Consider the following 22,459-nt stretch of genomic DNA (forward strand, 5'->3'; position numbering starts at 1 on the left):
ATGGTGGAGGGGGGAAAGGGTGCGGCTGAATCAGGTGACGGTCGGTGCGACCGATTTCGAGGCCAGCGGCCGCTTCTACTGCGATCTGGGTCTGCGCCTGATCGTCTCGTCGCGCGGCGAATATGCCCGGTTCGAAATGCCGGAAGGGGATGCGACCTTCTCCATCCACCTGCAAAGCGACGTGTCCGGCGATGGGCCGATCATCTATTTCGAGGTCGATGACGTGGATGCTGCCGCCGCCCGATTCACGGCACAGGGCGGCACGTTGGAGTCGGGTCCGGAAGACCAGCGTTGGCTCTGGCGGGAGGCACGGCTGCGCGACCCTGCCGGTAATCAGCTTTGCCTGTTTCAGGCAGGAAGCAATCGGCGCTTCCCGCCATGGCGGATCAAGGGTCACCCCTGACGTCGCCCGCGTCCCTTGGTCATCGGATCGGGCTTTTTCGGCGGCACCCAGCCTTCGGGGCGTTCGGGGCGCGACTGGCTGGTGCCCAGGCCCATGGCGCCGGGTCGTTGGCGGGTCAGGCCGCTGGTGTCGACCGCGACATCCTCCGCGTCGCCGCGCAACAGGTTGATCCGGTCGCGCAGGGCCCGTGCCTCCTCGAAGTCGAGGCGTTCGGCGGCCGCTTCCATCTGGCGGCGCAGTTCTTCGAGGGTCGGGGCGGTCATGCCCGGACCAACGCCTCAGGCGGCGATGCGTGCCGCCTCGGTCTCGGCGATCCAGCCGCCGCCCAGCACGCGGTCGCCGTCATAGAGCACCGCCGCCTGGCCCGGCGACACGCCATATTCGGGCGCATCGAACACCAGCCGGTCGTCGACCATGCGGGCGGGCACCGGCTTGGCCATGGAGCGGACCTTGGCAAGAAGCGGGCCGTCGAGCGGTCCCAGCACGTTCATGGCCGTCAGCCGCGCCGCCTCCACCGCCAGCGCGACGCGCGGGCCGACGACGACGCGCTTGGTGTCGGGCTCCAGCCGGACGACATAGAGCGGCTCGGGGCTGCCGCCGATTTCCAGCCCGCGCCGCTGGCCGACCGTATAGTGGATCAGCCCGCGATGCTCGCCGAGCTTGGCGCCCGACAGATCGACGATATCGCCGCGCGTATCCGCTTCCGGACGCAATTTCTTCACCAGCCCGGCATAGTCGCCATCGGGCACGAAGCAGATGTCCTGGCTGTCCGGCTTGGCCGCGACGCCCAGCCCCAGTTCGGCGGCGATCTCGCGCACCCGCGACTTTGGCAGCGCACCCAGCGGGAAGCGCAGGAAGTTCAGCTGATCCTGCGTTGTGGCGAACAGGAAATAGCTTTGATCGCGGGCGGGATCGGCGCCGCGATGCAGCTCAGCGCCGTTCACCCCCTCGACCCGACGGACATAATGACCGGTCGCCAGACAGTCCGCGCCCAGATCGCGCGCCAGCTTCAGCAGGTCGGTGAATTTCGGCCCCATATTGCACTGGACGCAGGGGATGGGCGTGCGCCCGGCCAGATATTCGTCGGCGAAGCGATCGACCACCTGGGTGCGAAAACTATCTTCGTGATCGAAGACATAATGCGCGATGCCCAGGCGATCGCACACGGCGCGCGCGTCGCGGATATCGCGGCCTGCACAGCAGGCGCCCGCACGGCCCACCGCCTCGCCATGGTCGTAGAGTTGCAGGGTGACGCCAATCGTCTCGGCCCCCGTGGCATGGGCGAGCGCGGCCACGACCGAACTGTCGACGCCACCCGACATCGCGACCACGATCCGCTTGGCCCGGGGATCGCCCCCAAGCTGAAAGTCCACCATCTGCTCCATGGTGGCCCCCATACGCCTTTCGCGCGCGTCATGCAAAAAAGCGGAGCGTCCACCCGATTGATGAAGGGGCAAGCGTCGTAAAATAGGGAGAATAGTTTTGGGCCTTTACCCGGCTTTCATATCCCGTCGATAACAAGGCCACTCACCCACCGGGATTGGACCGCGCTTTTGGACCTGAGTTTCAACCGTTTCGATCGGGATACCGAACTGACGGTGCTGCCGCCGGACCTGGCCGTGCTGATGGTCGGTGCGACGGCGCGGCAGGCGGCCAGCCCGACCGCGGCGGTGCAGGCCGGTTTCGCCCGCGTGTCCCCCGATCCGATGCTGTTCGCCCCGCTGGACGGGGCGTTCAACGGGCCGATGGCGCGGGCCATCGTCGGATGGAACAGGAATGAATGATCCGTTAACCTTTCGATTTTAGGCGATGTTCAAGGGCACATGGTAGAGCGGCCCTGCAGACGACATGGGGTAGGGAGCCCCGACGAGGTTTGATGATGATCGAGAACCAGAAGATCCGCCCTGCCAAGGTAATCGGGCCGCTCGGCGAACCGCTGACGCTCGACAACCTGCCGCCGCCCAGCACCACGCGCTGGGTCGTCCGTCGCAAGGCGGAGGTGGTGGCGGCCGTCAATGGCGGGCTGCTTTCGGTGGACGAGGTCTGCGACCGTTATGGCCTGACCGTCGAGGAATTTGCCGGGTGGCAGCGCGCCATCGATCGCTCGGGAATGCCGGGCCTGCGCGTCACGCGCATCCAGCATTATCGCTCGCTCTACGAGCGCCAGCAGAAATACTGAGCCCCGACACCCAGGGCGGAATAAAAACGATCGCATCGTTGACTTTTTCAAAAACGCTTCGTCGAATTGCCGGTACGGCCACGGAACAATAGCCACATTCGCACGTCTTTTCCCCGTGTCCCGCTCGCGGGCCCAACGGAGGGAAAGACAATGGGTATTATCCTGTGGCTTATCGTCGGTGGTGTCATTGGCTGGCTGGCCAGCATCATCATGCGTACCGATGCTCAGCAGGGCATCTTCCTGAATATCGTCGTCGGTGTCGTCGGCGCGTTCATCGGCGGCCTGATCTTCGCAGGCGGTTCGATCAACAACGCCGGTCTGACGCTGACCTCGTTCCTCGTTTCGCTGCTGGGCGCTGTCGTCCTGCTGGCGATCGTGAACCTGGTTCGTCGCGGTCGGGTGCGTTAAACAACGCATTCGCTCATTGAGCCAGAAAGGGCCGTCCGGGAAACCGGGCGGCTCTTTTCGTGTGTCGGGTATGGTGCGGGCCGCTATCTGCCCGCCGGAAAGTTCGCCCCCATGCCATGAAGGCGATGGGGGCGTGATCGGTCAGTTCAGCAGGAAACGGACCGAGACATTGACGGTCACGTCGCGCTCACCCGGCGCGATGCTGGTCTTTTCCATGGCGTCCGAACGCATCGCCGAGGCGCGGAGCATCATCGGCGGCTGGGGGCCGCCCGCATCCGCGCCATTTTCGGTGATCGAGACGATCCGCGCGACGCGCAGGCCCGCCGCCTTGGCGTAAAGCTCGGCGCGGGCGCGCGCGCGCTGGATCGCGTCGGCCCGCGCTTCGTCCAGCGCGGCGTCGGGCTTGTCGATCGACAGATTGGGGCCGTCGATCTGGTTCGCCCCCTGCGCCACCAGCGCATCGAGCACGCTGCCCGACCTGGCGACGTCGCGGAACCGGACGCTCAGCGTGTTGGTCGCCTGATAGCCGGTGATGACCGGCGGCACATTGTCGCCATAACGATATTGCGGCTGGAGCTGCACGGTCGCGGTCTGGATATCGCGGTCGGCGATCCCGGCGCGCTTCACGGCGGCCAGCACCCGCGCCATGCGCTGCGCATTGTCGGACAGGGCGGCAGCGGCGGTCGCACCCTGGCTGACCACTCCGGCCCGAATAGTGGCCAGGTCCGGCACACGGGTCGTGCGCCCCTCCGCCGACACGTCCAGCACCGTCCCGGCGGCGGGCACCAGCGGTTCGACCGTGGTGGGGGCAGACTGGGTCTGCGCAGCGGCGGTCAGCGGCGCCAGCGCGGCGGGGGCCATCGCGGCCAGAAGCAGGTATTTCCTCATCGACATCTCCCTTGTGATGATCGTCTCACGACTATGGGCCAAGGCTTTGGCGCCTCATGGCAAAACAGGCGATGAACGCATGGCATCCACCTTGGAGCCGCCGCAATTCCGGCGTACCAAAAGACACTTGAGTGGTGTGCTATATTTCTATAACACAGCGGGGATGAGCGCATCCTGCACGGCAATGCGCGCACGATGGATGCGGTTCGGGGATCGATGACGAACATGAATTACGAGACGGGGGCGATCGGTGGCGGCCGGCATCTGGAGCTGGAGGGGCCGGTATCCACGCCGCGCAGGCGTTGGATCTGGATCGTCGTGGCGGTCATCGTGCTGGCGCTGGCGGGCTGGTTGCTGTTCGCGCCCAAGAAGCATGAGGCGGAACAAGGGGCCGGGGCGGGGACGCAGGTGCCTAACATCACCGTCGTCGTTCCTGGTCAGCAGGCGGTCAGCCGCGTGATCTCGGCCACCGGCACGCTGGCCGCGCGCCGCGAAATGCCGGTCGGCGTCGCGGGCGAGGGGGGTATGATCACCCGCGTCCTGGTCGAGCCGGGCCAGTGGGTCCGTGCGGGGCAGGTGCTGGCCACCGTCGACCGCTCGGTCCAGACCCAGACCGCCTCGGCGCTGAACGCGCAGGTGTCGGTCGCGCAGTCGGACCAGCAGATCGCGCAGGCCGAACTCGACCGTGCCCAGCAGCTGGTCGATCGCGGCTTCATCTCCAAGGCCGATCTCCAGCGCCGCACCGCGACCCGCGATGCCGCCGCCGCCCGCGTCCGCGCGGCGCAGGCGACTTTCCGCGAGGCGCAGGCGCGCAACGGCCGCCTCGACATCCGCGCGCCCGCCGAGGGGCTGATCCTGACACGCGCCGCCGAGCCGGGCCAGATCGTCAGCTCGGGCTCGGGCGTGCTGTTCCGCATGGCGATGGGCGGGCAGATGGAGCTGCGCGCGCAGCTGGCCGAGGCGGATCTGGTCGGCCTGTCGGTCGGCGCGCCCGCCACCGTGACCCCGGTCGGCGGCGACAAGAGCTTCAAGGGCGAAGTGTGGCAGGTCTCGCCGGTCATCGACCCGCAGACGCGTCAGGGTGTCGCGCGCGTCGCCCTTTCCTATGACCCGGCGCTGCGGCCCGGCGGTTTCGCGGCGGCGACGATCCGCGGCGGTGCGGGCCATGCCCCGGTCCTGCCGGACTCGGCGATCCAGAGCGACGACAAGGGCAGTTTCGTGTATATCGTCGGAGCCGACAACAAGGTCGCGCGCCGTGACGTCAAGATCGGTCAGGTGTCGGACGATGGCGTGACCATCGCCTCGGGCCTGAACGGGACTGAGCGGGTGGTGCGTTCGGCGGGTGGCTTCCTGGCGGCCGGGCAGCTGGTCCGCCCGATCCTTGCAGGCCAGGAGGCCAAGTAAGATGAGTTTCCGCAACATCTCGGCCTGGGCGATCCGGAATCCCGTTCCGCCGATCGTCCTGTTCGTCGCGCTGACGCTGGCGGGGATCGTCAGCTTCATGCGGATGGACGTAAACAACGACCCCGATATCGATTTCCCGATCGTCGTGGTCGTCGTGAACCAGCCGGGTGCGGCACCGACCGAACTGGAGACGCAAGTCACCCAGCGGGTCGAGGCGGCGTTGCGGAACCTGCAAGGCGTCGACCAGATCACCTCGACCGTGACCGAGGGCACGTCGCAGACGCTGGTCCAGCTCGACATCGGCACGCCGATCGACCGCGCGGTCAGCGATGCGCGCGATGCGATCACCCAGATCCGCTCGATGCTGCCCGACGGCATTCTCGAACCGCAGGTGATCCGCGTCGATTCGACCGATAACGACCTTGCCAGCTATTCGGCGGTCGCGTCCAACATGACGCCCGAACAGCTCAGCTGGTATATCGACAACAACGTCACCAAGGAGCTGTTGTCGGTTCCAGGTCTCTCCAAGGTCATCCGCAACGGCGGCGTGACGCGCGAGATCCGTGTGATCCTCGATCCGCTGAAGCTCCAGGCGCAGGGCCTGACCGCCAGCGAGGTCAACGCCCAGCTGCGCATGACCAACTTGAACGCCGCCGGTGGCCGCGCCGAAATCGCGGGCACCGAACAGGCGGTTCGCGTGCTGGGCAATGCACGCAACGCCTATGACCTGGGCCAGACCCAGATCAATGTGCGTGGCGGCCGCACCGTGCGCCTCGCCGACATCGCCACCGTGCGCGACCTTTACGCCGAACAGCGTTCGCAGGCGGCGGTCGACGGGCGGCAGGTCATCAGCTTCGACTTCCAGCGGGCCAAGGGCGCCTCGGACGTCAGCGTCTTCAACGGCGCCGTCCAGAAGCTGAAGGACCTTGAAAAGCGCAACCCGGAGGTGAAGTTCGTCCTCCGCTCCAACAGCGTGAAATACACCGAGGCGCAATATGAAAGCGCCATCCATGCGATGATCGAGGGCGCGGTGCTGGCCGTCATCGTCGTCTTCATCTTCCTGCGCGACTGGCGCGCGACGGTGATCTCGGCGCTGGCCATTCCGCTGTCGGCGATCCCGGCCTTCTGGTTCATGGACCTGCTGGGCTTCACGCTGAACCAGATGACGCTGCTGGCGCTCAGCCTGGTGGCGGGTGTGCTGGTCGACGACGCGATCGTGGAGATCGAGAATATCGTCCGCCACATGCGCATGGGCAAATCCGCCTATCAGGCGTCGATCGACGCGGCGGACGAGATCGGCCTCGCCGTGCTGGCGACCACCATGGCGATCGTCGCGGTGTTCCTGCCGGTCGCGCTGATGCCCGGCGTTCCGGGCCAGTATTTCAAGAATTTCGGCCTGACCGTCGTCGTCTCGGTGCTGATGAGCCTCGCGGTCGCGCGCCTGATCACGCCGATGATCGCGGCCTATTTCCTGAAGTCCGCAGGCCATGCCAGCCATGGCGAGGGCAGGCTGATGGACGCCTATATGGCGACGCTGCGCTGGTCGCTTCGCTATGACCGGCCGACCGATGGCGTGAAGCGCGGGCGTCTGCGTCGCCTGCTGGGGCGGTTCCGCGACCATCGCCTGTGGGTGATCGGCATCGGCTTCGGCGCCTTTGCGCTGACCATCGCGATGTTCGCCATCATCCCCAAGACCTTCCAGCCGCCGCAGGACAATGACCGGGCGGTCGCCAAGATCGAGATGGTGCCCGGCACGACGCTGGCCCAGACCGATGCGGTGGTGAAGCGGGTCGCGAACTTCCTGAGCAAGCAGCCCGACGTGGAGTCGGTCTATGCCCGCACCAATGTCGGCAATGGCCGCGTGGTCGCGACGTTGAAGGAGGATCGCTCGATGAAGAGCACCGACTTCGAACGCTCGCTGGCCCCCGAACTGGCCGCGATCCCCGATGCGCGCGTGTCGTTCCAGTCGCAATTCGGCTGGGGTTCGAGCGGGCGTGACCTGACCATCACGCTGGGCGGCGACGACCCGGCCGTGCTGCGCGATACGGCGAACAAGATCGTCGAGCAGATGGGCACCATTCCGGGCCTCGTCGCGCCGCGTATCGTCGGCAATGTCGACCGGCCGGAAATCGTCATCCGCCCGCGCCTCGACCTCGCGGCCAATCTGGGCGTGACGACGCAGGCGCTGTCGAGCGCGATCCGTATCGCGACCTTGGGCGATATCGACCAGAATTCGGCCCGCTTCTCGCTGTCCGATCGCCAGGTGCCGATCCGCGTCGCGCTGGACCAGAATGCGCGCGCGCGCCTGTCGACCATCCAGAACCTGCCGGTGCAGACCCAGACCGGCGGCTCGGTGCCCTTGAGCGTCGTCGCCGATATCGGTCTGGGCGCAGGGCCGACCCAGATCGACCGCGTGAACCAGCGGCGTCAGGTGACGGTCGGCGCCGACCTCGCCAAGGGCCTGATCAGCGGCGACGCGATGAAGAAGGTCCACGACCTGCCCATCATGAAGAACATGCCCATGGGGGTCGGCGAGATGGTGCTGGGCCAGGCCAAGATGCAGGCGGAGATGATGGCCAACTTCTTCACTGCCATCATCTCGGCGGTGTTCCTGGTCTTCGCGGTGCTGGTGCTGCTCTATCGCCGCTTCCTGCCGCCCTTCGTCAACATGGCGTCGCTGCTGCTCGCCCCGCTGGGGGGCCTGCTGGCGCTGTATTTCAGCGGCAATCCGCTGTCGCTGCCGGTCTATATCGGCCTGCTGATGCTGCTGGGCATCGTCGCGAAGAACTCGATCCTGCTGATCGACTTCGCGCTGGAGGAGATCGCCAAGGGCGTTCCCATCTATGAGGCGGTGGTCGATGCCGGGCACAAGCGCGCCCAGCCGATCGTCATGACCACGGTCGCGATGGTCGCGGGCATGGTCCCGACCGCGCTGTCGCTGGGCGGTGACGGATCGTGGCGCAGCCCGATGGGCGTGACGGTGATCGGCGGGCTTGCGCTGTCGACGATCCTGACCCTGCTGATCGTGCCCGCCGCCTTCAGCCTTTCGGTCGGTGTCGAACGCTGGATCGGGCCGCGCCTGGGCCGACGCCTGCTGACCTACAAGCCCGGCGACGAACTGGGCGGCGGGCCGGTGATCGAAGGGCCTGCGGGCGGACCCGCGCTGCCGCCCGCGACAGGCAAGCTGGGTTACGATCCGGCGGAGTGAGGGGCAAATATTCCTCCCCTGCAAGGGGAGGTGGCAGGCCGAAGGCCTGACGGAGGGGTGTCGCGCTCCCGATAGGGTTACACCCCTCCGACGCGCTTCGCGCGCCACCTCCCCTTGCAGGGGAGGAATAGAAGGTCGCCCCGCATTCGTTACGCTCGGGAAAGATTCCTCTTGAACAAAGCCGCGCTTCGCGAATTGTCCTGATTGATGGAACTCGCAATGCGATCGGGGGGTAGCCAGACCGTTCCAGCCGCCCTGCGGAAGATGCGGGTCTTGGCCACCGGACTGCTGGTCGGCATGGCGGCGCTGTATCTGGTGTCGCGTGGGCTGCAGCCGGTGCATCCCGCCTGGGGCTATGTCCGCGCCTTTGCCGAAGCGGCGATGGTCGGCGGGCTGGCGGACTGGTTCGCCGTGACCGCTCTGTTCCGCCATCCGCTGGGCCTGCCCATCCCGCACACCGCGATCGTGCCGCGCAACAAGGATCGGATCGGCGACACGCTCGCCAATTTCCTGCGCACCAATTTCCTGGTCCCGCGTGTCGTCGCGCGGCGCATGGTGCGGCTCGACGTCGCGGGCGCGGCGGGGCGCTGGCTGGCGCAACCGCCGCAGGAGGGCGGGCGTATCCGGCGCGGGGCGTCGCGCCTGTTCGCCGAAATGCTGACCGCCTTCGACCCGCAGCGACTGGGCGGCATGGTCAAGGCGGGGATTGGCGCGCGGCTGCGCACGACCGAGGTCGCGCCGATCCTGGGCCAGTTGCTGAAGGCCAGCATCGCCGAAGGGCGGCATCTGCCCCTGCTCGATTCCGTGCTGCGCTGGGCTGCCTCCGCGCTGGACGCCAACGAAGCGATCGTCCGGGCGATGGTGCATGAGCGGGCGGGTGCGATCCTGCGCTGGACCGGGTTGGACGAGACGCTGGCCGACAAGCTGATCGACGGGCTGCACAAGCTGCTCCACGACGTCGCCGAGGATCGCGAGCATCCGCTGCGCCAGAAGATCGAGGAAGGGCTCGATCGCCTTGCCTGGGACCTGCAATATGATCCCGACATGCGGGCGAAGGTGGAGGCGATGAAGGCCGAGCTGATCGCCAATCCAGCGATGCAGCGCTGGCTGGACGGCTTGTGGGAGCAGGCGCGCGAGGCCCTGCTGCGCATGGCGCGCGATCCGCAGGCGGTGACCGCCGGGCGGCTGGGCGATGCGATGCGCCAGCTGGGCCAGACGTTGCAGGACAATCCCCGGCTGGCGGCGACGATCAACCGCTTCGTGCGCCGCGCGACGGCGGGCATCGCAGCGGATTATGGCGACGGCATCGTCCGGCTGGTGTCGGAGACGGTGCGCGGCTGGGATGCCGACACCGTCACCTCACGGCTGGAAAATGCGGTGGGCCGCGACCTGCAATATATCCGCATCAACGGGACATTGGTGGGCGGCAGTGTCGGCCTGATCCTGCATCTGCTGGATCGCCTCCTATGAAAACGTCACGCTGTCGTATAATTACTGCCGCCAGTCGATTCGTCGTGGGAACGAAGCGCCTTGTCGATACACCCGCTTTCCCGCAAAGAGGCAGTTGATGAACGCCAAGGCCGATTATCAACATGACCCGGCCGACGGAGGAGCGCTGCGCTTCACCGGCAGCCTTTCGCTGGCGACCCTGGGCGACCTGCCCGATCGGCTGGATCGCGAAGATTCGACGGTCCGGCGTATCGACCTGTCGCAGGTGGACCGGATCGACACGGTCGGTGCCTGGCTGATCCACCGCTTCGCCGCGCGCAACGATGCCGCCATCGACGGTCTGGACGACGACCAGCGCCACTTGTTCGCCAAGGTGACCGAGGCGGATCAGCCGGTCGCAATGCGCCCCAAGCCGGTCAGCCCCTTCGCGCGCGTGGCGGGCGAGGTCGGCGATGCGGTCGTTGCCACCTTCCAGACGCTGTACGGCCTGCTCGGCTTCATGGGCGCGACGGTGCTCGCCGGGCTGGCGGTGATCCGCCATCCACGCCGCTTCCGCTTCAACGCGGTGGTGCATGAGTTCGAGACGGTCGGCGTCTCCGCGCTGGCGATCATCGGCCTGATGAGCTTCCTGATCGGCATCGTCATCGCGCAGCAGGGGGCGGTGCAGTTGCGCCAGTTCGGTGCCGAGGTATTCACGATCAACCTGGTCGGCCGCCTGACGCTTCGCGAACTGGGCGTGCTGATGACCGCGATCATGGTCGCCGGTCGCTCCGGCTCGGCCTTTGCCGCGCAGCTGGGCACGATGAAGCTGACCGAAGAGATCGACGCGATGCGCGTCATCGGTGTGTCGCCGATGGAGGCGCTGGTCGTGCCGCGCACCATCGCGGCGGTCACGCTGATGCCGCTGCTCGGTTTCTATTCGTCGTTGATCGCGATGATCGGCGGTTGTTTCCTCGCGGCGGTATCGCTGGGTATTCCACCCGTCACCTTCATCGCGCGCATCCGCGAAGTCGTGCCGATCACCGACCTGTATGTCGGCCTGATCAAGGCCCCGGTGTTCGGCGCGATCATCGCGATTGCGGGCTGTTTCCAGGGCATGCAGGTCAAGTCGGATGCCGAGCAGGTCGGCCTGCGCACCACCGCCGCAGTGGTGCAGGCGATCTTTCTGGTCATCGTGCTCGACGCCTTTTTCGCGGTCTTCTTCACCTGGATCGGATGGGATTGATGGCCGAGCAGGACGAACATCTGATCCAGGTCCGGGGCCTGCGCAACAGCTTCGGCGAGCAGGTCATCCATGACGGCCTCGATCTCGACGTGCGCAAGGGCGAGATTCTGGGCGTGGTCGGCGGGTCGGGCACCGGCAAGTCGGTGCTGATGCGCACGATCATCGGCCTCCAGACCCCCGATGAGGGCGAGATCACCGTGTTCGGCGAGCCGACCATCGGCCGTGAGGCGACCGAGGCGGTCGATGTGCGCAAGCGCTGGGGCGTGCTGTTCCAGGGCGGCGCGCTGTTCTCGACGCTGACCGTGGCCGAGAATGTCGCGGTGCCGCTTCGCGAATTCTACCGCGACCTGCCTCCGGCGCTGATGGACGAGATCGCGTCCTACAAGGTCGTGATGACCGGCCTGCCCGCCGATGCCGGGCCGAAATATCCGGCCGAGCTGTCGGGCGGCATGAAGAAGCGGGCTGGGCTGGCGCGTGCGCTGGCGCTCGATCCCGAACTCCTGTTTCTCGACGAGCCGACGGCGGGCCTCGACCCGATCGGTGCGGCGGCGTTCGACCAGCTGATTGCGTCGCTCCAGAAGACGCTGGGGCTGACCGTCTTCCTCATCACCCATGATCTCGATACGCTTTATGCGATCTGCGACCGGGTGGCGGTGCTGGCCGACAAGAAGGTGATCGCCGTCGGTACGATCGACGAGTTGATCGCGCTCGACCATCCGTGGATCGAGGAATATTTCAAGGGACCGCGCGGCCGCGCCGCCGTCGCCGCAAAGGATGAGGTGGCGGACATCCGCCCCCGTTCGGCCGAGGCCGATGCCGCGCGCCACCCCACCGAAGTCGACGCCCATGCCACGGGACAGCATTCCCAGGGCAATGCGGCCGATGCCCATGCGAGAGGCGAAGCAGGGACACGCTGATGGAAACCCGTTCGAACCACGTCCTTGTCGGCTCTGTCGTGCTGATCCTGCTCGCAGTGCTGGCCATCTTCACCGTCTGGATCGCCCGTCTGGGCGGCACGTCGGAGAAGGAATATGACATCTTTTTCCGCCAGTCGGTGGATGGCCTGGCCCAGGGCTCGGCGGTCACCTATTCGGGCGTGCCCTCGGGCCAGGTGAAGGAAATCGCGCTGTGGCGTCCTGATCCGCAATTTGTGCGGGTTCGCGTCGCGGTGAAGGACCAGACGCCGATCCTGCAGGGGACGACCGCGTCGATCTCGGCCAGCTTCACCGGCACCAGCACCATCTCGCTGGACGGTGCCCGCAAGGGCGCGCCGCCGATCACCTGTCCGCAGCCGGAAAACAAGACCGTCTGCCCCTATGGCGTGCCGGTCATTCCGACCAAGCAGGGCGGCATCGGCGCGATCCTGAACTCCGCGCCGCAGCTGCTGGAGCGGCTGTCGACGCTGACCGAGCGGCTGACCGGGCTGTTGTCGGATCGCAACCAGGCGTCGATCGCGGGCATATTGGACAATACCAACCGCCTGACCGATGCGCTCGCCGATCGCGGGCCTGAGATCGCCGCAACGCTGGCCCAGACCCGCGTGGCGATTCAGCAGGCGGGTGACGCGGCGCAGTCCATCGGCCAGCTGGCGGCGACCACCAACGGCATCCTGGCCGAGGATGTGAAGCCGACCATCGCCAATCTGAACCGCACCATCGCCTCGGCGCAGAAGAGTGCCGACACGCTGAACTCGGCGATCGGCGATGCGCGGCCGGGCCTGCAGACCTTCTCGAAGCAGACCGTGCCCGAGGTGGATCGTCTGGTGAAGGACCTGCGCGTGATGACCCAGTCGCTGTCGGCGGTCGCCGAAAAGGTCGACCAGCAGGGCGCAGGGTCACTGATCGGGCAGCAGAAGCTGCCGGACTATAAGGGCAAGTGAGGATGCCGATGAGGACCGTCATGAAGACTCCGCTGATCGTGATGCTCGCATCGCTTCCGCTCGCCGGCTGTATCAGCTTCGGCGCCAAGCCGCCGCCCTCGCTGCTGACGCTCCAGGCGCAGTCCGCGCCGAGCGTGGGGCAGACGCAGGATTCTGGACCGGCCAAGTCGATCACCATCCAGGTGCCGTCCTCGCCGCAGGAACTGGCGACCGCGCGCGTGCCGGTGCAGGAGAATGCGACCAGCATCGCCTATGTGAAGGACGCGCAATGGGCCGAGCCGCCGACGCGGCTGTTCGCCCGGCTGATGGCCGACACGCTGACCGCGCGGGCCGGGCGCATCGTCCTGTCGCCGCGCGACTCCATCGGCGATCCGGGCGACCGTCTGGGCGGTGAGCTGCGCCAGTTCGGCATGGACGCCACCCGTCGTGATGCGGCCGTGGTGTTCGACGCCACGCTGCAACGCGACGGCCAGACGAACATCGAAAAGCGCCGTTTCGAGGCGCGGGTGCCGGTCGGCAAGATTGACAATGAGAGTGTCGGCCCGGCGCTGAACCAGGCGGCGAACCAGGTCGCCCAGCAAGTGTCCGACTGGGTAGGGCGGTAAGAGCTGATCCTCCCCGCTAGCGGGGAGGGGGACCGTGCGTAGCATGGTGGAGGGGGATCGCCGCGAGGGATGACCTTTTTGGAAGCCCCCCTCCGTCAGGGCTTGCGCCCTGCCACCTCCCCGTACCGGGGAGGATTTTTGAATTTCAGCGGAACTTTCACCCCGCGGAAACGTGTCGCACGGGATGACGGCAATCTGCCGCATCCGTCACAATTTGCGACATAAACACACTGGACGGGGCCGTAACGGCACGGCACGTTCCCGGCCATGAAGCCTCGCGCCTGCGTCCTTCTCCTGGCCACAGCCGCCTTGTCCGGCTGTACGGTCGGCCCCGATTACCGCCCCGCCGCTCCGCAAGAGTTGGGGGTGCCCGCCATCTGGTCGGTGCCCGCCGCCAATGCGCAGGCGCAGGACCTGACCCGGTGGTGGCGGTCGTTCGACGATCCGCTGCTCGCCGAACTGGTCCAGCAGGCGGTGGTCGCCAATACCGATGTGGTCCAGGCGATCGCCCGGCTGCGGCAGGCGCGCGAAAGCCTGATCCAGAGCCGCGCGTCGCTGCTGCCCAATGTCTCCGGCTCGACCGGCTATCAGCGCAACGAGAATCTGCGCGGCGGCGGGCGCAGCTTCACGCTGCCCGACGGTACCGTTGTCGATACCGGCGGGGGCGGCAGCAACAGCTTCACCGTGGGACTGTCGGCCAGCTATCAGGTCGGCCTGTTCGGCGAGGTCCGCCGCACGGTGGAGGCGACCCAGGCGACCTATGAGGGCGCGGGGTTCAGCTATGCCGCCACGCTGCTGACCGTCGAGAGCGAACTGGCGCGCAATTACATGCTGGCGCGGGCCTATCAGGCGCAGCTGGCCAATGCGCGGGCGAGCCTGTCGTTGCAGGACGACAATCTGGAGATTGCCGGTTTCCGGGTGCAGGCAGGCCTCGTCTCCTCGCTGGATGCCGAGCAGGCGCGGGGCCAGCGGGCCCAGACCGCCGCGACCATTCCGTCGATCGAACAGCAATATAATGCCGCCGTGTCGCGGCTGGGCGTGCTGACCGGCCAGGCACCCGGCGCGGTCAAGGCGCGGCTGGCGGCGGTGAGGCCGATCCCAACCGGCCCCGCCGTGATCGGCACCGGCATTCCCGCCGATATCCTGCGCCGCCGCCCCGATGTCCGCGCGGCCGAGCGCAATCTGGCCGCCGCCACCGCGCGGATCGGCGTGGCGCAGGCCGCGCTCTATCCGGCGCTCGCCATTTCCGGGAACATCAACACGGCGGCGACCAGCATCGGTTCGCTGGGCGACGCGATCACCGGCAGCCTGTTTGCGGGCCTGACCCAGGCGATCTTCAACGGCGGGCGGCTGCGCAGCCAGGTGCGCAATGCCCAGGCGCTCGCCGACCAGAGCTATGCCGCCTATCAGGGCACCGTCCTGCTCGCGCTGGAGGATGTCGAGAACGCCATCGTCGCGCTCAACACCGCGCGCGAGCGGGAGCGGCAATTCGCCATCCAGCTAGACGCCGCGCGCAACTCGGCGATCCTGGCGCGCAGCCAATATCGCTCGGGCCTCACCGATTTCACCACCCTGTCGCAACAGGAGGCGGCGTTCCTGAACGCGCAGAACGGGCTGGTTCAGGCCCGGTCCGACGCCGCGACCGCGCAAGTCGCGCTGTTCGCCGCGCTGGGCGGCGGATGGGACGACACGACCACCCCCGAAGCGCCGCCGCGCCTCGCCACAACCCCGGACAACCGCTGATGGCCGACCAGACTCTCGACGATTTCCTGGGCGTGAAGCCACAGCCGCGCTGGCGCAAATGGGTGCAGTGGGGCGTGGTGATCGTCGGCGTGGTGCTGCTCGCGCTGCTGCTGAAAAGCTGTTTCGGCGGATCGAAGGAAGCGGGCTTCGCGACCGCCCCGGTCACGCGCGGCGACCTGACCGTGACCGTCTCGGCCACCGGCAAGCTGGCGCCGACCAACCAGGTGACGGTCGGCTCGCAGCTGTCCGGTCTGGTGACGAAGGTCGTGGTCGATGTGAACGACCGGGTGAAGGCGGGCGAGGCGCTGGCGCTGATCGATCCCGAACAGATCGACGACCAGATCCGCGCCGCCCAGGCGACGCTGGCCGCCAATGTCGCGCAGGTGGCGCAGGCGCGCGCGACCGTGTCGGAATCGCAGGCGCAGCTGGCGCGACTGGAACAGGTGTACAAGCTGTCGAACGGCCGTGTGCCCTCGGCCACCGAACTTCAGGCGGGGCGTGCCGATGCCCAGCGCGCGGTCGCGGCGCTGCGCGTCGCGGAGGCCAATGTCACCGCCGCCCGCGCCCAGTTGGCGCAGTCGCAGACCCAGCGCCAGCGCGCGATCATCCGCTCGCCCGTGTCCGGCGTGGTGCTGGCACGCCAGGTCGATCCGGGCCAGACGGTCGCGGCGTCGTTCAACACGCCGACCCTGTTCGTCATCGCCGAAGACCTGACCAAGATGAAGCTGGAGGTCGCGATCGACGAAGCCGATGTCGGCGAGGTGAAGGTCGGGCAGAAGGCCAATTTCACCGTCGACGCCTTTCCGGGGCGGACCTTCCCCGCGACGATCACCCGGGTCGATCTGGGGTCGAACCTGACGGTCAGCGCGGCGACCTCGTCCGCCTCCTCGACCACCAGCGCCGCCTCGACCACGGGGCAGGTGGTCAGCTATGCCGCCGACCTGACGGTGGGCAATCCCGACCTGCAACTGCGCCCCGGCATGACCGCGACCGCCGATATCGTGACGTCGGACAAGAAGAACGTCATGCTGATCCCCAACGCGGCGCTGCGCTTCAAGCCGTCCGACGGCGCGCAAGCGGGCGGCGGCGGCATTGCGGGCTCGCTGACCTTCCGCCCGCGCCGGGACCGCGCCGCACGCACCGCCACGGTTCAGCGCGGCGCGACCCAGACTATCTATGTCCGGGGCGACGACGGCAAGCCGCAGCCGATCCAGATCGTCACCGGCGACACCAATGGTTCGATGACCGAGGTGCTGTCGGGCGGCTTGAAGCCCGGCATGCAGGTCATTACCGGGCAGCTTGCGGGTGACGAGAGCGCCGCGCCCCGTGGCGGTGGCCAGCGGCGTCAGGGTGGCGGCCAGCAGGGCGGGGGCGGTGGTGGCCGCTGACGCCCCGCTCATCCAGCTTCGCGGCGTCACCAAGACCTATGGCATGGGGGCGACCCAGTTCCAGGCGCTGAAGGGCGTCGACCTGGACATCGCGGCGGGCGATTTCGTCGCCGTGATGGGGCCTTCGGGGTCGGGTAAGTCGACGACGATGAACATATTGGGATGTCTCGACGTGCCGAGCGGCGGAAACTTCCTGTTCCGCGGCCATCATGTCGAGACGCTGGACCGCGACCAGCGCGCCATGCTGCGGCGGCGCTATCTGGGTTTCGTGTTCCAGGGCTTCAACCTGTTGTCGCGCACCACCGCGCTGGAGAATGTCGAGCTGCCGCTGCTCTATCGCGGTGAGGACAAACGGACCCGGCGCGACCTCGGCATGGCGGCGCTGGAGAAGGTCGGCCTCGACAAATGGTGGGATCATACCCCCGCCGAGCTGTCGGGCGGACAGCAGCAGCGCGTGGCGATCGCGCGCGCCATCGTGACCAGCCCCGACGTCCTTCTTGCCGACGAGCCGACCGGCAATCTCGATTCCGAACGCTCGGTCGAGATCATGGAGTTGCTGACCGGGCTCAATCGCGACAGCAACATCACCGTGCTGATGGTCACGCACGAACCGGACATGGCGGCGTTCGCGCGCACGGTCATCCACTTCAAGGACGGGCTGGTCGATCGGATCGAGGCGCAGCACCGGCCGGGCGTCGTGCCGGAGATGGCCCCGTTCGACAGGGATGGGAACTGATGTTCGGCACCACGCTCATCCTCGCCATCCGCTCGATCCGGCGGCATGTGCTGCGCTCGTTCCTGACGACGTTGGGCATCATCATCGGCGTCGGCGCGGTCGTGACCATGGTGACGCTGGGCAAGGCGACGACGGCGGCCGTGCAGCAGTCGATCTCGTCGCTGGGCACCAACATCCTTCAGGTCCGCCCCGGCCAGGGCTTCGGACGCGGCGGCGGCGGCCCGCGTCCGCCCGACTTCAAGCCCGAGGATGTCGAGGCGATCGCCGACCAGATCGCGGGCGTCACGGCGGTGGCGCCGCAAGCGCAGACGACGGCGACCGCCATCTATGAAGGCGCGAACTGGTCGACGACCGTTACCGGCACGACGCTGGCCTATTTCACCGTCCAGCCCTGGCCGCTGGCCTCGGGCCGCACCTGGACCCCGGCCGAGCAGGCGGCGGGCAAGGCGGTGTGCATCATCGGCAATACCGTCCGCCAGAACCTGTTCCGCAGCACCGATGCGGTCGGCAAGCGCTTTCGTATCGGGGCGATCAGCTGCGACGTGATCGGCGTGCTGACGACGCGCGGGCAGGGGGGCTTCGGCGATCAGGACGACGTGGTGCTGATGCCGATCAAGGCGGTCCAGCGCCGCTTCACCGGCAGCCGCGACATCCGCCTGATGCTGGTCGGTGTCGATCAGGCCTATTCGACCTCGGCGGTGCAATCGTCGCTCACCGATCTGCTCCGCGAACGGCGCAACATCAGCGGCGGCAAGGACGACGACTTCAACATCTTCGACACCAAGCAGATCAGCGACACGCTGACCAGCACGACGACCATGCTGACCCGCATCGTCGCGGCGGTGGCGGCGATCAGCCTGGTGGTCGGCGGAATCGGCATCATGAACATCATGCTGGTGTCCGTGACCGAGCGGACGCGCGAGATCGGCATCCGCCTGGCCATCGGCGCGGTCGCGCGCGAGGTGCTGATGCAGTTCCTGGTCGAGGCGGTGGTGCTGTCCTGCCTGGGCGGGATCATCGGCCTGATCCTGGCGCAGGCGATCATCGCTCTGCTGGTGCCGGTGATGCAGGTGCCTTGGACCTTCGATCCGCAGATCAACATCATCGCCTTTGCCATTTCGGCGGTGATCGGGGTGGTGTTCGGTTACTTCCCGGCGCGGCGGGCGGCGGCGCTCAATCCGATCGACGCGCTTCGCCACGAGTGATCGTCCGCTCGGGGGCGTGGACGAGCTGGCGCAGGCGTTCCAGATCCTCGGGCGTGTCGATGTCGATCAGCTCGGCAGGCGTGGTCACGACATGCCGTCCGCCCGCGACCAGCTTGCGACCGCCCTCGTCGCCTTGCAGAGTCAGCAACGCGTCGAACCGGCCCGCGCCGAAAATGCCCGGCGGAGTGGGGTGCTCGCCATTGCTTGACACCACCACCGAGTCCGGCCCCTCGAACGCATCGAACAGGCGATAGATGTGCGCCGCCGTCACGCGCGGCATATCGGCCAGCGCGATCAGGATCGCCTGGGGCGACGTTGCCATCGCCTCGCGCACGCCCAGATGCAGCGAGTGGGACATGCCCCGACCGACCTCGGCGTTATGGATGACGCGATAGCCGCGTGACGCGAAATCGAGCTGGCATCCGTCCGTCACCACGATCCGCTCGGCAAAGGGGACGCTCTCCAACGCGGTGGTGACGTGAGAGCCGACCGGCTTGCCGAGAAACTCGGCTTCCAGCTTGTTCTCCATGCCAAAGCGGCTCGACCGGCCCGCCGCCAGCAGGACCAGGGCGACATTCTCAGGGTCGATCATGAAAGGCTCCGATCATGGCGGCTGCGATCGACAAAGCGATTTCGGAAGGGCCGATCGCGCCGATATCCAGCCCGACCGGGCCGTCGATCCGGTCGATTGCCTCAGGAGAAACGCCCATCGCCGCAAGTCGCTCGCGTCGTGCGGCATGGCTGCGCCGACTGCCCAGAGCACCGACATAGGCGGTGTCGCTGGCGAGCGCAGCGACCAGTGCAGGGTCGTCGATCTTGGTATCGTGGCTCAGAGTCACCACGGCGGTCGCGGGGCCGGGGGCATAGGCCGCCACCGCCTCATCGGGCCAGCGGTCGTCCAGCGTGACGCCGGGAAAGCGTTCCTCGGTCAGGAAGCGGGCACGTGGGTCGATGACGACCGTGGCGATGCCCAAAGTCTGCGCGAGTTGCGCGAGAGACTGGGCGATCTGCACCGCGCCGACGATCAGCAACCGGCGCGGCGGGTCGTAGCGGTTGGCGAAGACCTCCCCCGTCTCGATCGGGCGGAGGTCCGAATGGCCGCTGGTCAGGTCGGTGGTGACGGTCAGCGCCTGGCCCCGCTCGCGCGCCTCGGCGATCCGGTCGAAGAGTTCGGGGTCGAAGCCGTCCGCCGACACCGGCTGCACCATCACCGCGATCTCGCCGCCACAGGGCAGGCCGACTTCCCAGGCCGAGGCGTCCGCCACGCCGTAGCGCTTCACCTGGAACGGCGCGCCCGCGATGACTTCGGCGGCGGTGTGGAGAATGTCGTTCTCGACGCAGCCGCCCGACACCGATCCCTCGAACCGGCCATCGGCATGGACCAGCATATGGCTGCCGCGCGGGCGTGGTGCCGACCCCCAGGTCGACACCACCGTCGCGATCGCCATCGGCTCGCCCCGCCATTCCCTTGCGGCGGCGAGGACGCTGTCATGGTCGCTCATCAAAGCGCCGGAAGATGATCGAGCAGCTTATCGAGCGTTACCGGCATCTCGCGCACCCGCACGCCGGTGGCGTTGTAGATGGCGTTGACCACGGCCGGGGCCGCGCCGGAAATGCCCAGCTCGCCGATCCCCTTGGCATGGATCGGATTGGCATGGATGTCCCGCTCGTCGAGGAAATGGACTTCCAGCTGGGGCACATCGGCATTCACCGGCACATGATATTCGGCCAGGTCGTGGTTGACCAGCTTGCCGGTGCGCGGATCGTGGATCAGGTCCTCGGTCAGCGCGGTGCCGATGCCGAAGGTCATGCCGCCCAGGCATTGCGAGCGCGCCGTCTTGGCGTTGAGCACGCGCCCCGCCGCGAACACGCCCAGCATCCGCCGGACGCGGACCTCGCCGGTGACGACGTTCACGCCGACCTCGGCGAAATGCGCGCCGTAGCTCGCCTGGTTGAACTGCTTTTCCTGCTGGCCCGGCTTGATCTCGCCGATGGCAGACAGGCCATCCTTGCCGACCAGTTCGGCCAGCGGCACCGAGCGATTGTCGCCGATCGCCATGCCGTCCTTGAGCGTCAGGTCCTCGGGCTTCACGCCCATCGCCTTGGCCAGCCTCTCGCGCACGCGCTCGGCCGCGAGATACACCGCCGAACCAGCCGACGCCGCACCCCAGGACCCGCCCGAACCGGCGGCGGGGGGATCGTTGGTGTCGCCCAGCGACATGGTCACCTTCTCGACCGGCAGGCCCAGGATCTCGGCGGCGATCTGCGCCATGATGGTATAGCTGCCGGTACCGATATCGGTCATCGCCGAGGATACCGTCGCGCTGCCGTCCGGGTGGAGTTCGACCTTGGCGGCGGACTGCTGCAACTGGTTGGAGCGGCAGGCGGCGGCGACGCCCATGCCGATCAGCCAGTCGCCCTCGCGCCGCTGGCCCGGTGCCTGGCGCTGGTCCCAGCCGAAATGCTTCGCGCCTTCCTCCAGTGAACGCGTCAGGTTGCGCGAGGAATAGGGGACCTTCAATTCCGGGTCCTGCTGGGGGTCGTTGACCTTGCGCAGGGCGATGGGGTCCATGCCGATGGCTTCGGCCAGCTCGTCCATGGCGCATTCCATGCCGACCATGCCGACCGCCTCGCCGGGCGCGCGCATCGAGCCCGACAGCGTCCAGTTCAGCCGGACCACGTCATGATTGATCCGCCGATTTTCGCCGCCATAGAGGAAGTGCGTACCGATCCCGACGGGTTCGAAGAAATCCTCGTCGGGCAGGTTGGAGGTGATGGATTCATGGCCCAGCGCCACGATCCGGCCGCCCGCCTCGGCGCCCAGCCGCATCCGCTGTTCGGTATTGGAGCGGCGCACGGTGGCGTCGAACACCTGCTGGCGCAGCATCACCGCCTTGACCGGGCGGCCCAGCTGCTTGGCGGCGATGGCGGCGGCGACGCTCTCGGGCGCGATGCCCAGCTTCGACCCGAAGCCGCCGCCGATATAGCGCGAGATGATCCGCACCTTGGACTGCGCGACACCCAGCGCCTTGGCCAGCTGCTGCGCGTCGGAGGTCGGCATCTGGTACGCGCCGTAGAGCGTCAGCGCGCCGTCTTCCCACACCGCGATCGAGGCGTGCGGCTCCATCGCCGCCGAGTTCTGGCTGGGGGTGGTATAGGTCACGTCGACCTTGACGGGCGCATTCTCGAACGCCTTGTTGAAATCGCCCTGATCGTAATGGCCCTTGATCAGGCCATCAGGCGCAGGCTCGGCTTCGCCCTTGTTGGCTTCATAGTCGAACGTGCCGTCGAGCGGTTCATAGTCGACCTTCAATTGCTTGGCCGCGTCACGTGCCACTTCGAAGCTCTCGGCGACGACGATCGCGATGATCTCGCCGAAATAGTCGATGGTGCGCACGCCTTGCGTCGGTGCGCTCGTCTCGCCGCCCTGCTGCGAATTGCGGATGAAGGTGTGGTAGTCGGTAATGACGTCGATGACGCCGGGCATGGCCTTGACTGCATCGGCGTCGATCGCCTTGATCTTGGCATGGCCTTTGGTCGCGCTGACCAGCACGCCGTGCGCGACATTTTCGATGGCGTATTCGGCCGCATAAGTGGCGGTGCCCGTCACCTTTTCCGGGCCGTCCACGCGGTCGAGCGGTTTGGAAATCACCCCCTGCACGCCCGTGTCGAGCAGGCTGTCGGGATGCGGCTGATTCATGGTCAGCGCGTTCGTGTCGTCCTTGCCGAATCCGAACAT

Annotated in this window: 21 protein-coding genes; 15 read left to right on the forward strand and 6 right to left on the reverse strand. The window is 67.3% G+C overall.

What is annotated here, in order from left to right; all coding sequences use genetic code 11:
- Positions 1 to 19: 19 nt before the first annotated feature.
- On the forward strand, positions 20 to 403 hold the full coding sequence (locus ASF14_RS15440) for a VOC family protein (RefSeq protein ID WP_056436927.1): 384 nt from the start codon (positions 20 to 22) through the stop codon (positions 401 to 403).
- On the opposite strand, the gene ASF14_RS15445 is transcribed toward ASF14_RS15440, so the two are convergent.
- The gene (locus tag ASF14_RS15445) at positions 394 to 666 is read right to left on the reverse strand and encodes a UvrB/UvrC motif-containing protein (protein WP_056436930.1); all 273 of its coding nucleotides are present in this window, start codon (positions 664 to 666) and stop codon (positions 394 to 396) included. The genes ASF14_RS15440 and ASF14_RS15445 overlap by 10 nt on opposite strands.
- 15 nt (positions 667 to 681) lie before the next feature.
- Complete coding sequence (gene mnmA / locus ASF14_RS15450) at positions 682 to 1,779, reverse strand: tRNA 2-thiouridine(34) synthase MnmA (RefSeq protein ID WP_156361241.1); 1,098 nt, start codon at positions 1,777 to 1,779, stop codon at positions 682 to 684.
- A 177-nt stretch (positions 1,780 to 1,956) separates the two neighbouring features.
- Between mnmA and ASF14_RS15455 the strand changes: the two genes are divergently transcribed.
- The 3 genes from ASF14_RS15455 to ASF14_RS15465 all read left to right on the forward strand — a co-directional run bounded on the left by ASF14_RS15455 (position 1,957) and on the right by ASF14_RS15465 (position 2,990).
- Positions 1,957 to 2,187, forward strand: a complete 231-nt coding sequence (locus ASF14_RS15455; RefSeq protein ID WP_056436937.1) for a hypothetical protein — start codon at positions 1,957 to 1,959, stop codon at positions 2,185 to 2,187.
- Positions 2,188 to 2,282: 95 nt separating this feature from the next.
- Positions 2,283 to 2,582: a CtrA inhibitor SciP gene (gene sciP / locus ASF14_RS15460; protein ID WP_056437202.1), complete on the forward strand. Its 300-nt coding sequence runs from the start codon at positions 2,283 to 2,285 to the stop codon at positions 2,580 to 2,582.
- Between the two features lie 150 nt (positions 2,583 to 2,732).
- On the forward strand, positions 2,733 to 2,990 hold the full coding sequence (locus tag ASF14_RS15465) for a GlsB/YeaQ/YmgE family stress response membrane protein (protein WP_042483991.1): 258 nt from the start codon (positions 2,733 to 2,735) through the stop codon (positions 2,988 to 2,990).
- Positions 2,991 to 3,131: 141 nt separating this feature from the next.
- Here the strand turns inward: ASF14_RS15465 and ASF14_RS15470 are convergent, their stop codons facing one another.
- Complete coding sequence (locus ASF14_RS15470) at positions 3,132 to 3,884, reverse strand: SIMPL domain-containing protein (protein WP_056436940.1); 753 nt, start codon at positions 3,882 to 3,884, stop codon at positions 3,132 to 3,134.
- Positions 3,885 to 4,103: 219 nt separating this feature from the next.
- Between ASF14_RS15470 and ASF14_RS15475 the strand changes: the two genes are divergently transcribed.
- From ASF14_RS15475 to ASF14_RS15525, 11 genes are all read left to right on the forward strand, one after another.
- The gene (locus ASF14_RS15475) at positions 4,104 to 5,282 is read left to right on the forward strand and encodes an efflux RND transporter periplasmic adaptor subunit (RefSeq protein WP_056437205.1); all 1,179 of its coding nucleotides are present in this window, start codon (positions 4,104 to 4,106) and stop codon (positions 5,280 to 5,282) included.
- 1 nt (position 5,283) lies between these two features.
- Positions 5,284 to 8,490 carry an efflux RND transporter permease subunit gene (locus ASF14_RS15480; protein WP_056436942.1) on the forward strand — a complete coding sequence of 1,069 codons (3,207 nt, stop codon included), beginning with the start codon at positions 5,284 to 5,286 and terminating at the stop codon, positions 8,488 to 8,490.
- A 264-nt stretch (positions 8,491 to 8,754) separates the two neighbouring features.
- Positions 8,755 to 9,960: a DUF445 domain-containing protein gene (locus ASF14_RS15485; protein WP_056436945.1), complete on the forward strand. Its 1,206-nt coding sequence runs from the start codon at positions 8,755 to 8,757 to the stop codon at positions 9,958 to 9,960.
- Positions 9,961 to 10,057: 97 nt separating this feature from the next.
- Positions 10,058 to 11,164, forward strand: a complete 1,107-nt coding sequence (locus ASF14_RS15490; protein WP_056436948.1) for an ABC transporter permease — start codon at positions 10,058 to 10,060, stop codon at positions 11,162 to 11,164.
- On the forward strand, positions 11,164 to 12,081 hold the full coding sequence (locus tag ASF14_RS15495; protein WP_056436951.1) for an ABC transporter ATP-binding protein: 918 nt from the start codon (positions 11,164 to 11,166) through the stop codon (positions 12,079 to 12,081). The genes ASF14_RS15490 and ASF14_RS15495 overlap by 1 nt, the downstream gene beginning before the upstream one ends.
- Entirely contained in the window at positions 12,081 to 13,043 is a 963-nt protein-coding gene (locus ASF14_RS15500) for an MlaD family protein (protein ID WP_056436954.1), read from the forward strand. The genes ASF14_RS15495 and ASF14_RS15500 overlap by 1 nt, the downstream gene beginning before the upstream one ends.
- 20 nt (positions 13,044 to 13,063) lie before the next feature.
- On the forward strand, positions 13,064 to 13,648 hold the full coding sequence (locus ASF14_RS15505; RefSeq protein ID WP_082442284.1) for an ABC-type transport auxiliary lipoprotein family protein: 585 nt from the start codon (positions 13,064 to 13,066) through the stop codon (positions 13,646 to 13,648).
- A gap of 267 nt (positions 13,649 to 13,915) precedes the next feature.
- Positions 13,916 to 15,391 carry an efflux transporter outer membrane subunit gene (locus ASF14_RS15510; protein WP_056436958.1) on the forward strand — a complete coding sequence of 492 codons (1,476 nt, stop codon included), beginning with the start codon at positions 13,916 to 13,918 and terminating at the stop codon, positions 15,389 to 15,391.
- The gene (locus ASF14_RS15515) at positions 15,391 to 16,779 is read left to right on the forward strand and encodes an efflux RND transporter periplasmic adaptor subunit (protein WP_056437210.1); all 1,389 of its coding nucleotides are present in this window, start codon (positions 15,391 to 15,393) and stop codon (positions 16,777 to 16,779) included. Before ASF14_RS15510 ends, ASF14_RS15515 begins: the two co-directional genes overlap by 1 nt.
- Positions 16,769 to 17,515, forward strand: a complete 747-nt coding sequence (locus ASF14_RS15520) for an ABC transporter ATP-binding protein (protein ID WP_056437213.1) — start codon at positions 16,769 to 16,771, stop codon at positions 17,513 to 17,515. Before ASF14_RS15515 ends, ASF14_RS15520 begins: the two co-directional genes overlap by 11 nt.
- The gene (locus tag ASF14_RS15525) at positions 17,515 to 18,720 is read left to right on the forward strand and encodes an ABC transporter permease (protein ID WP_056436960.1); all 1,206 of its coding nucleotides are present in this window, start codon (positions 17,515 to 17,517) and stop codon (positions 18,718 to 18,720) included. Before ASF14_RS15520 ends, ASF14_RS15525 begins: the two co-directional genes overlap by 1 nt.
- Here the strand turns inward: ASF14_RS15525 and ASF14_RS15530 are convergent.
- Genes ASF14_RS15530 through ASF14_RS15540 form a run of 3 tightly spaced genes read right to left on the reverse strand, consistent with a single transcriptional unit; the run spans position 18,689 to position 22,459 of the window.
- A complete protein-coding gene (locus tag ASF14_RS15530) occupies positions 18,689 to 19,312 on the reverse strand; it encodes a nucleotidyltransferase family protein (RefSeq protein WP_056436963.1) in 624 nt (207 codons plus the stop codon). The genes ASF14_RS15525 and ASF14_RS15530 overlap by 32 nt on opposite strands.
- Positions 19,299 to 20,222 (reverse strand): XdhC family protein, encoded by a 924-nt coding sequence (locus ASF14_RS15535; protein ID WP_056436967.1) that lies wholly within the window; start codon positions 20,220 to 20,222, stop codon positions 19,299 to 19,301. The genes ASF14_RS15530 and ASF14_RS15535 overlap by 14 nt, the downstream gene beginning before the upstream one ends.
- A complete protein-coding gene (locus tag ASF14_RS15540; protein WP_056436968.1) occupies positions 20,222 to 22,459 on the reverse strand; it encodes a xanthine dehydrogenase family protein molybdopterin-binding subunit in 2,238 nt (745 codons plus the stop codon). Before ASF14_RS15540 ends, ASF14_RS15535 begins: the two co-directional genes overlap by 1 nt.

Source organism: Sphingomonas sp. Leaf257 (genome assembly GCF_001422185.1).
Taxonomy (GTDB): Bacteria; Pseudomonadota; Alphaproteobacteria; order Sphingomonadales; family Sphingomonadaceae; genus Sphingomonas; species Sphingomonas yabuuchiae.

Bases quoted from the DNA above. Each gene is read 5' to 3' on its own strand.
- ASF14_RS15515 (WP_056437210.1), top strand. From the start codon at position 15,391: ATGGCCGACCAGACTCTCGACGATTTCCTGGGCGTGAAGCCACAGCCG.
- ASF14_RS15495 (WP_056436951.1), top strand. From the start codon at position 11,164: ATGGCCGAGCAGGACGAACATCTGATCCAGGTCCGGGGCCTGCGCAAC.
- ASF14_RS15480 (WP_056436942.1), top strand. From the start codon at position 5,284: ATGAGTTTCCGCAACATCTCGGCCTGGGCGATCCGGAATCCCGTTCCG.
- ASF14_RS15505 (WP_082442284.1), top strand. From the start codon at position 13,064: ATGAAGACTCCGCTGATCGTGATGCTCGCATCGCTTCCGCTCGCCGGC.
- ASF14_RS15525 (WP_056436960.1), top strand. From the start codon at position 17,515: ATGTTCGGCACCACGCTCATCCTCGCCATCCGCTCGATCCGGCGGCAT.
- ASF14_RS15510 (WP_056436958.1), top strand. From the start codon at position 13,916: ATGAAGCCTCGCGCCTGCGTCCTTCTCCTGGCCACAGCCGCCTTGTCC.
- ASF14_RS15445 (WP_056436930.1), bottom strand. From the start codon at position 666: ATGACCGCCCCGACCCTCGAAGAACTGCGCCGCCAGATGGAAGCGGCC.
- ASF14_RS15470 (WP_056436940.1), bottom strand. From the start codon at position 3,884: ATGTCGATGAGGAAATACCTGCTTCTGGCCGCGATGGCCCCCGCCGCG.
- ASF14_RS15535 (WP_056436967.1), bottom strand. From the start codon at position 20,222: ATGAGCGACCATGACAGCGTCCTCGCCGCCGCAAGGGAATGGCGGGGC.
- mnmA (WP_156361241.1), bottom strand. From the start codon at position 1,779: ATGGTGGACTTTCAGCTTGGGGGCGATCCCCGGGCCAAGCGGATCGTG.
- ASF14_RS15540 (WP_056436968.1), bottom strand. From the start codon at position 22,459: ATGTTCGGATTCGGCAAGGACGACACGAACGCGCTGACCATGAATCAG.
- sciP (WP_056437202.1), top strand. From the start codon at position 2,283: ATGATCGAGAACCAGAAGATCCGCCCTGCCAAGGTAATCGGGCCGCTC.
- ASF14_RS15475 (WP_056437205.1), top strand. From the start codon at position 4,104: ATGAATTACGAGACGGGGGCGATCGGTGGCGGCCGGCATCTGGAGCTG.
- ASF14_RS15500 (WP_056436954.1), top strand. From the start codon at position 12,081: ATGGAAACCCGTTCGAACCACGTCCTTGTCGGCTCTGTCGTGCTGATC.
- ASF14_RS15530 (WP_056436963.1), bottom strand. From the start codon at position 19,312: ATGATCGACCCTGAGAATGTCGCCCTGGTCCTGCTGGCGGCGGGCCGG.
- ASF14_RS15465 (WP_042483991.1), top strand. From the start codon at position 2,733: ATGGGTATTATCCTGTGGCTTATCGTCGGTGGTGTCATTGGCTGGCTG.
- ASF14_RS15490 (WP_056436948.1), top strand. From the start codon at position 10,058: ATGAACGCCAAGGCCGATTATCAACATGACCCGGCCGACGGAGGAGCG.
- ASF14_RS15485 (WP_056436945.1), top strand. From the start codon at position 8,755: ATGCGGGTCTTGGCCACCGGACTGCTGGTCGGCATGGCGGCGCTGTAT.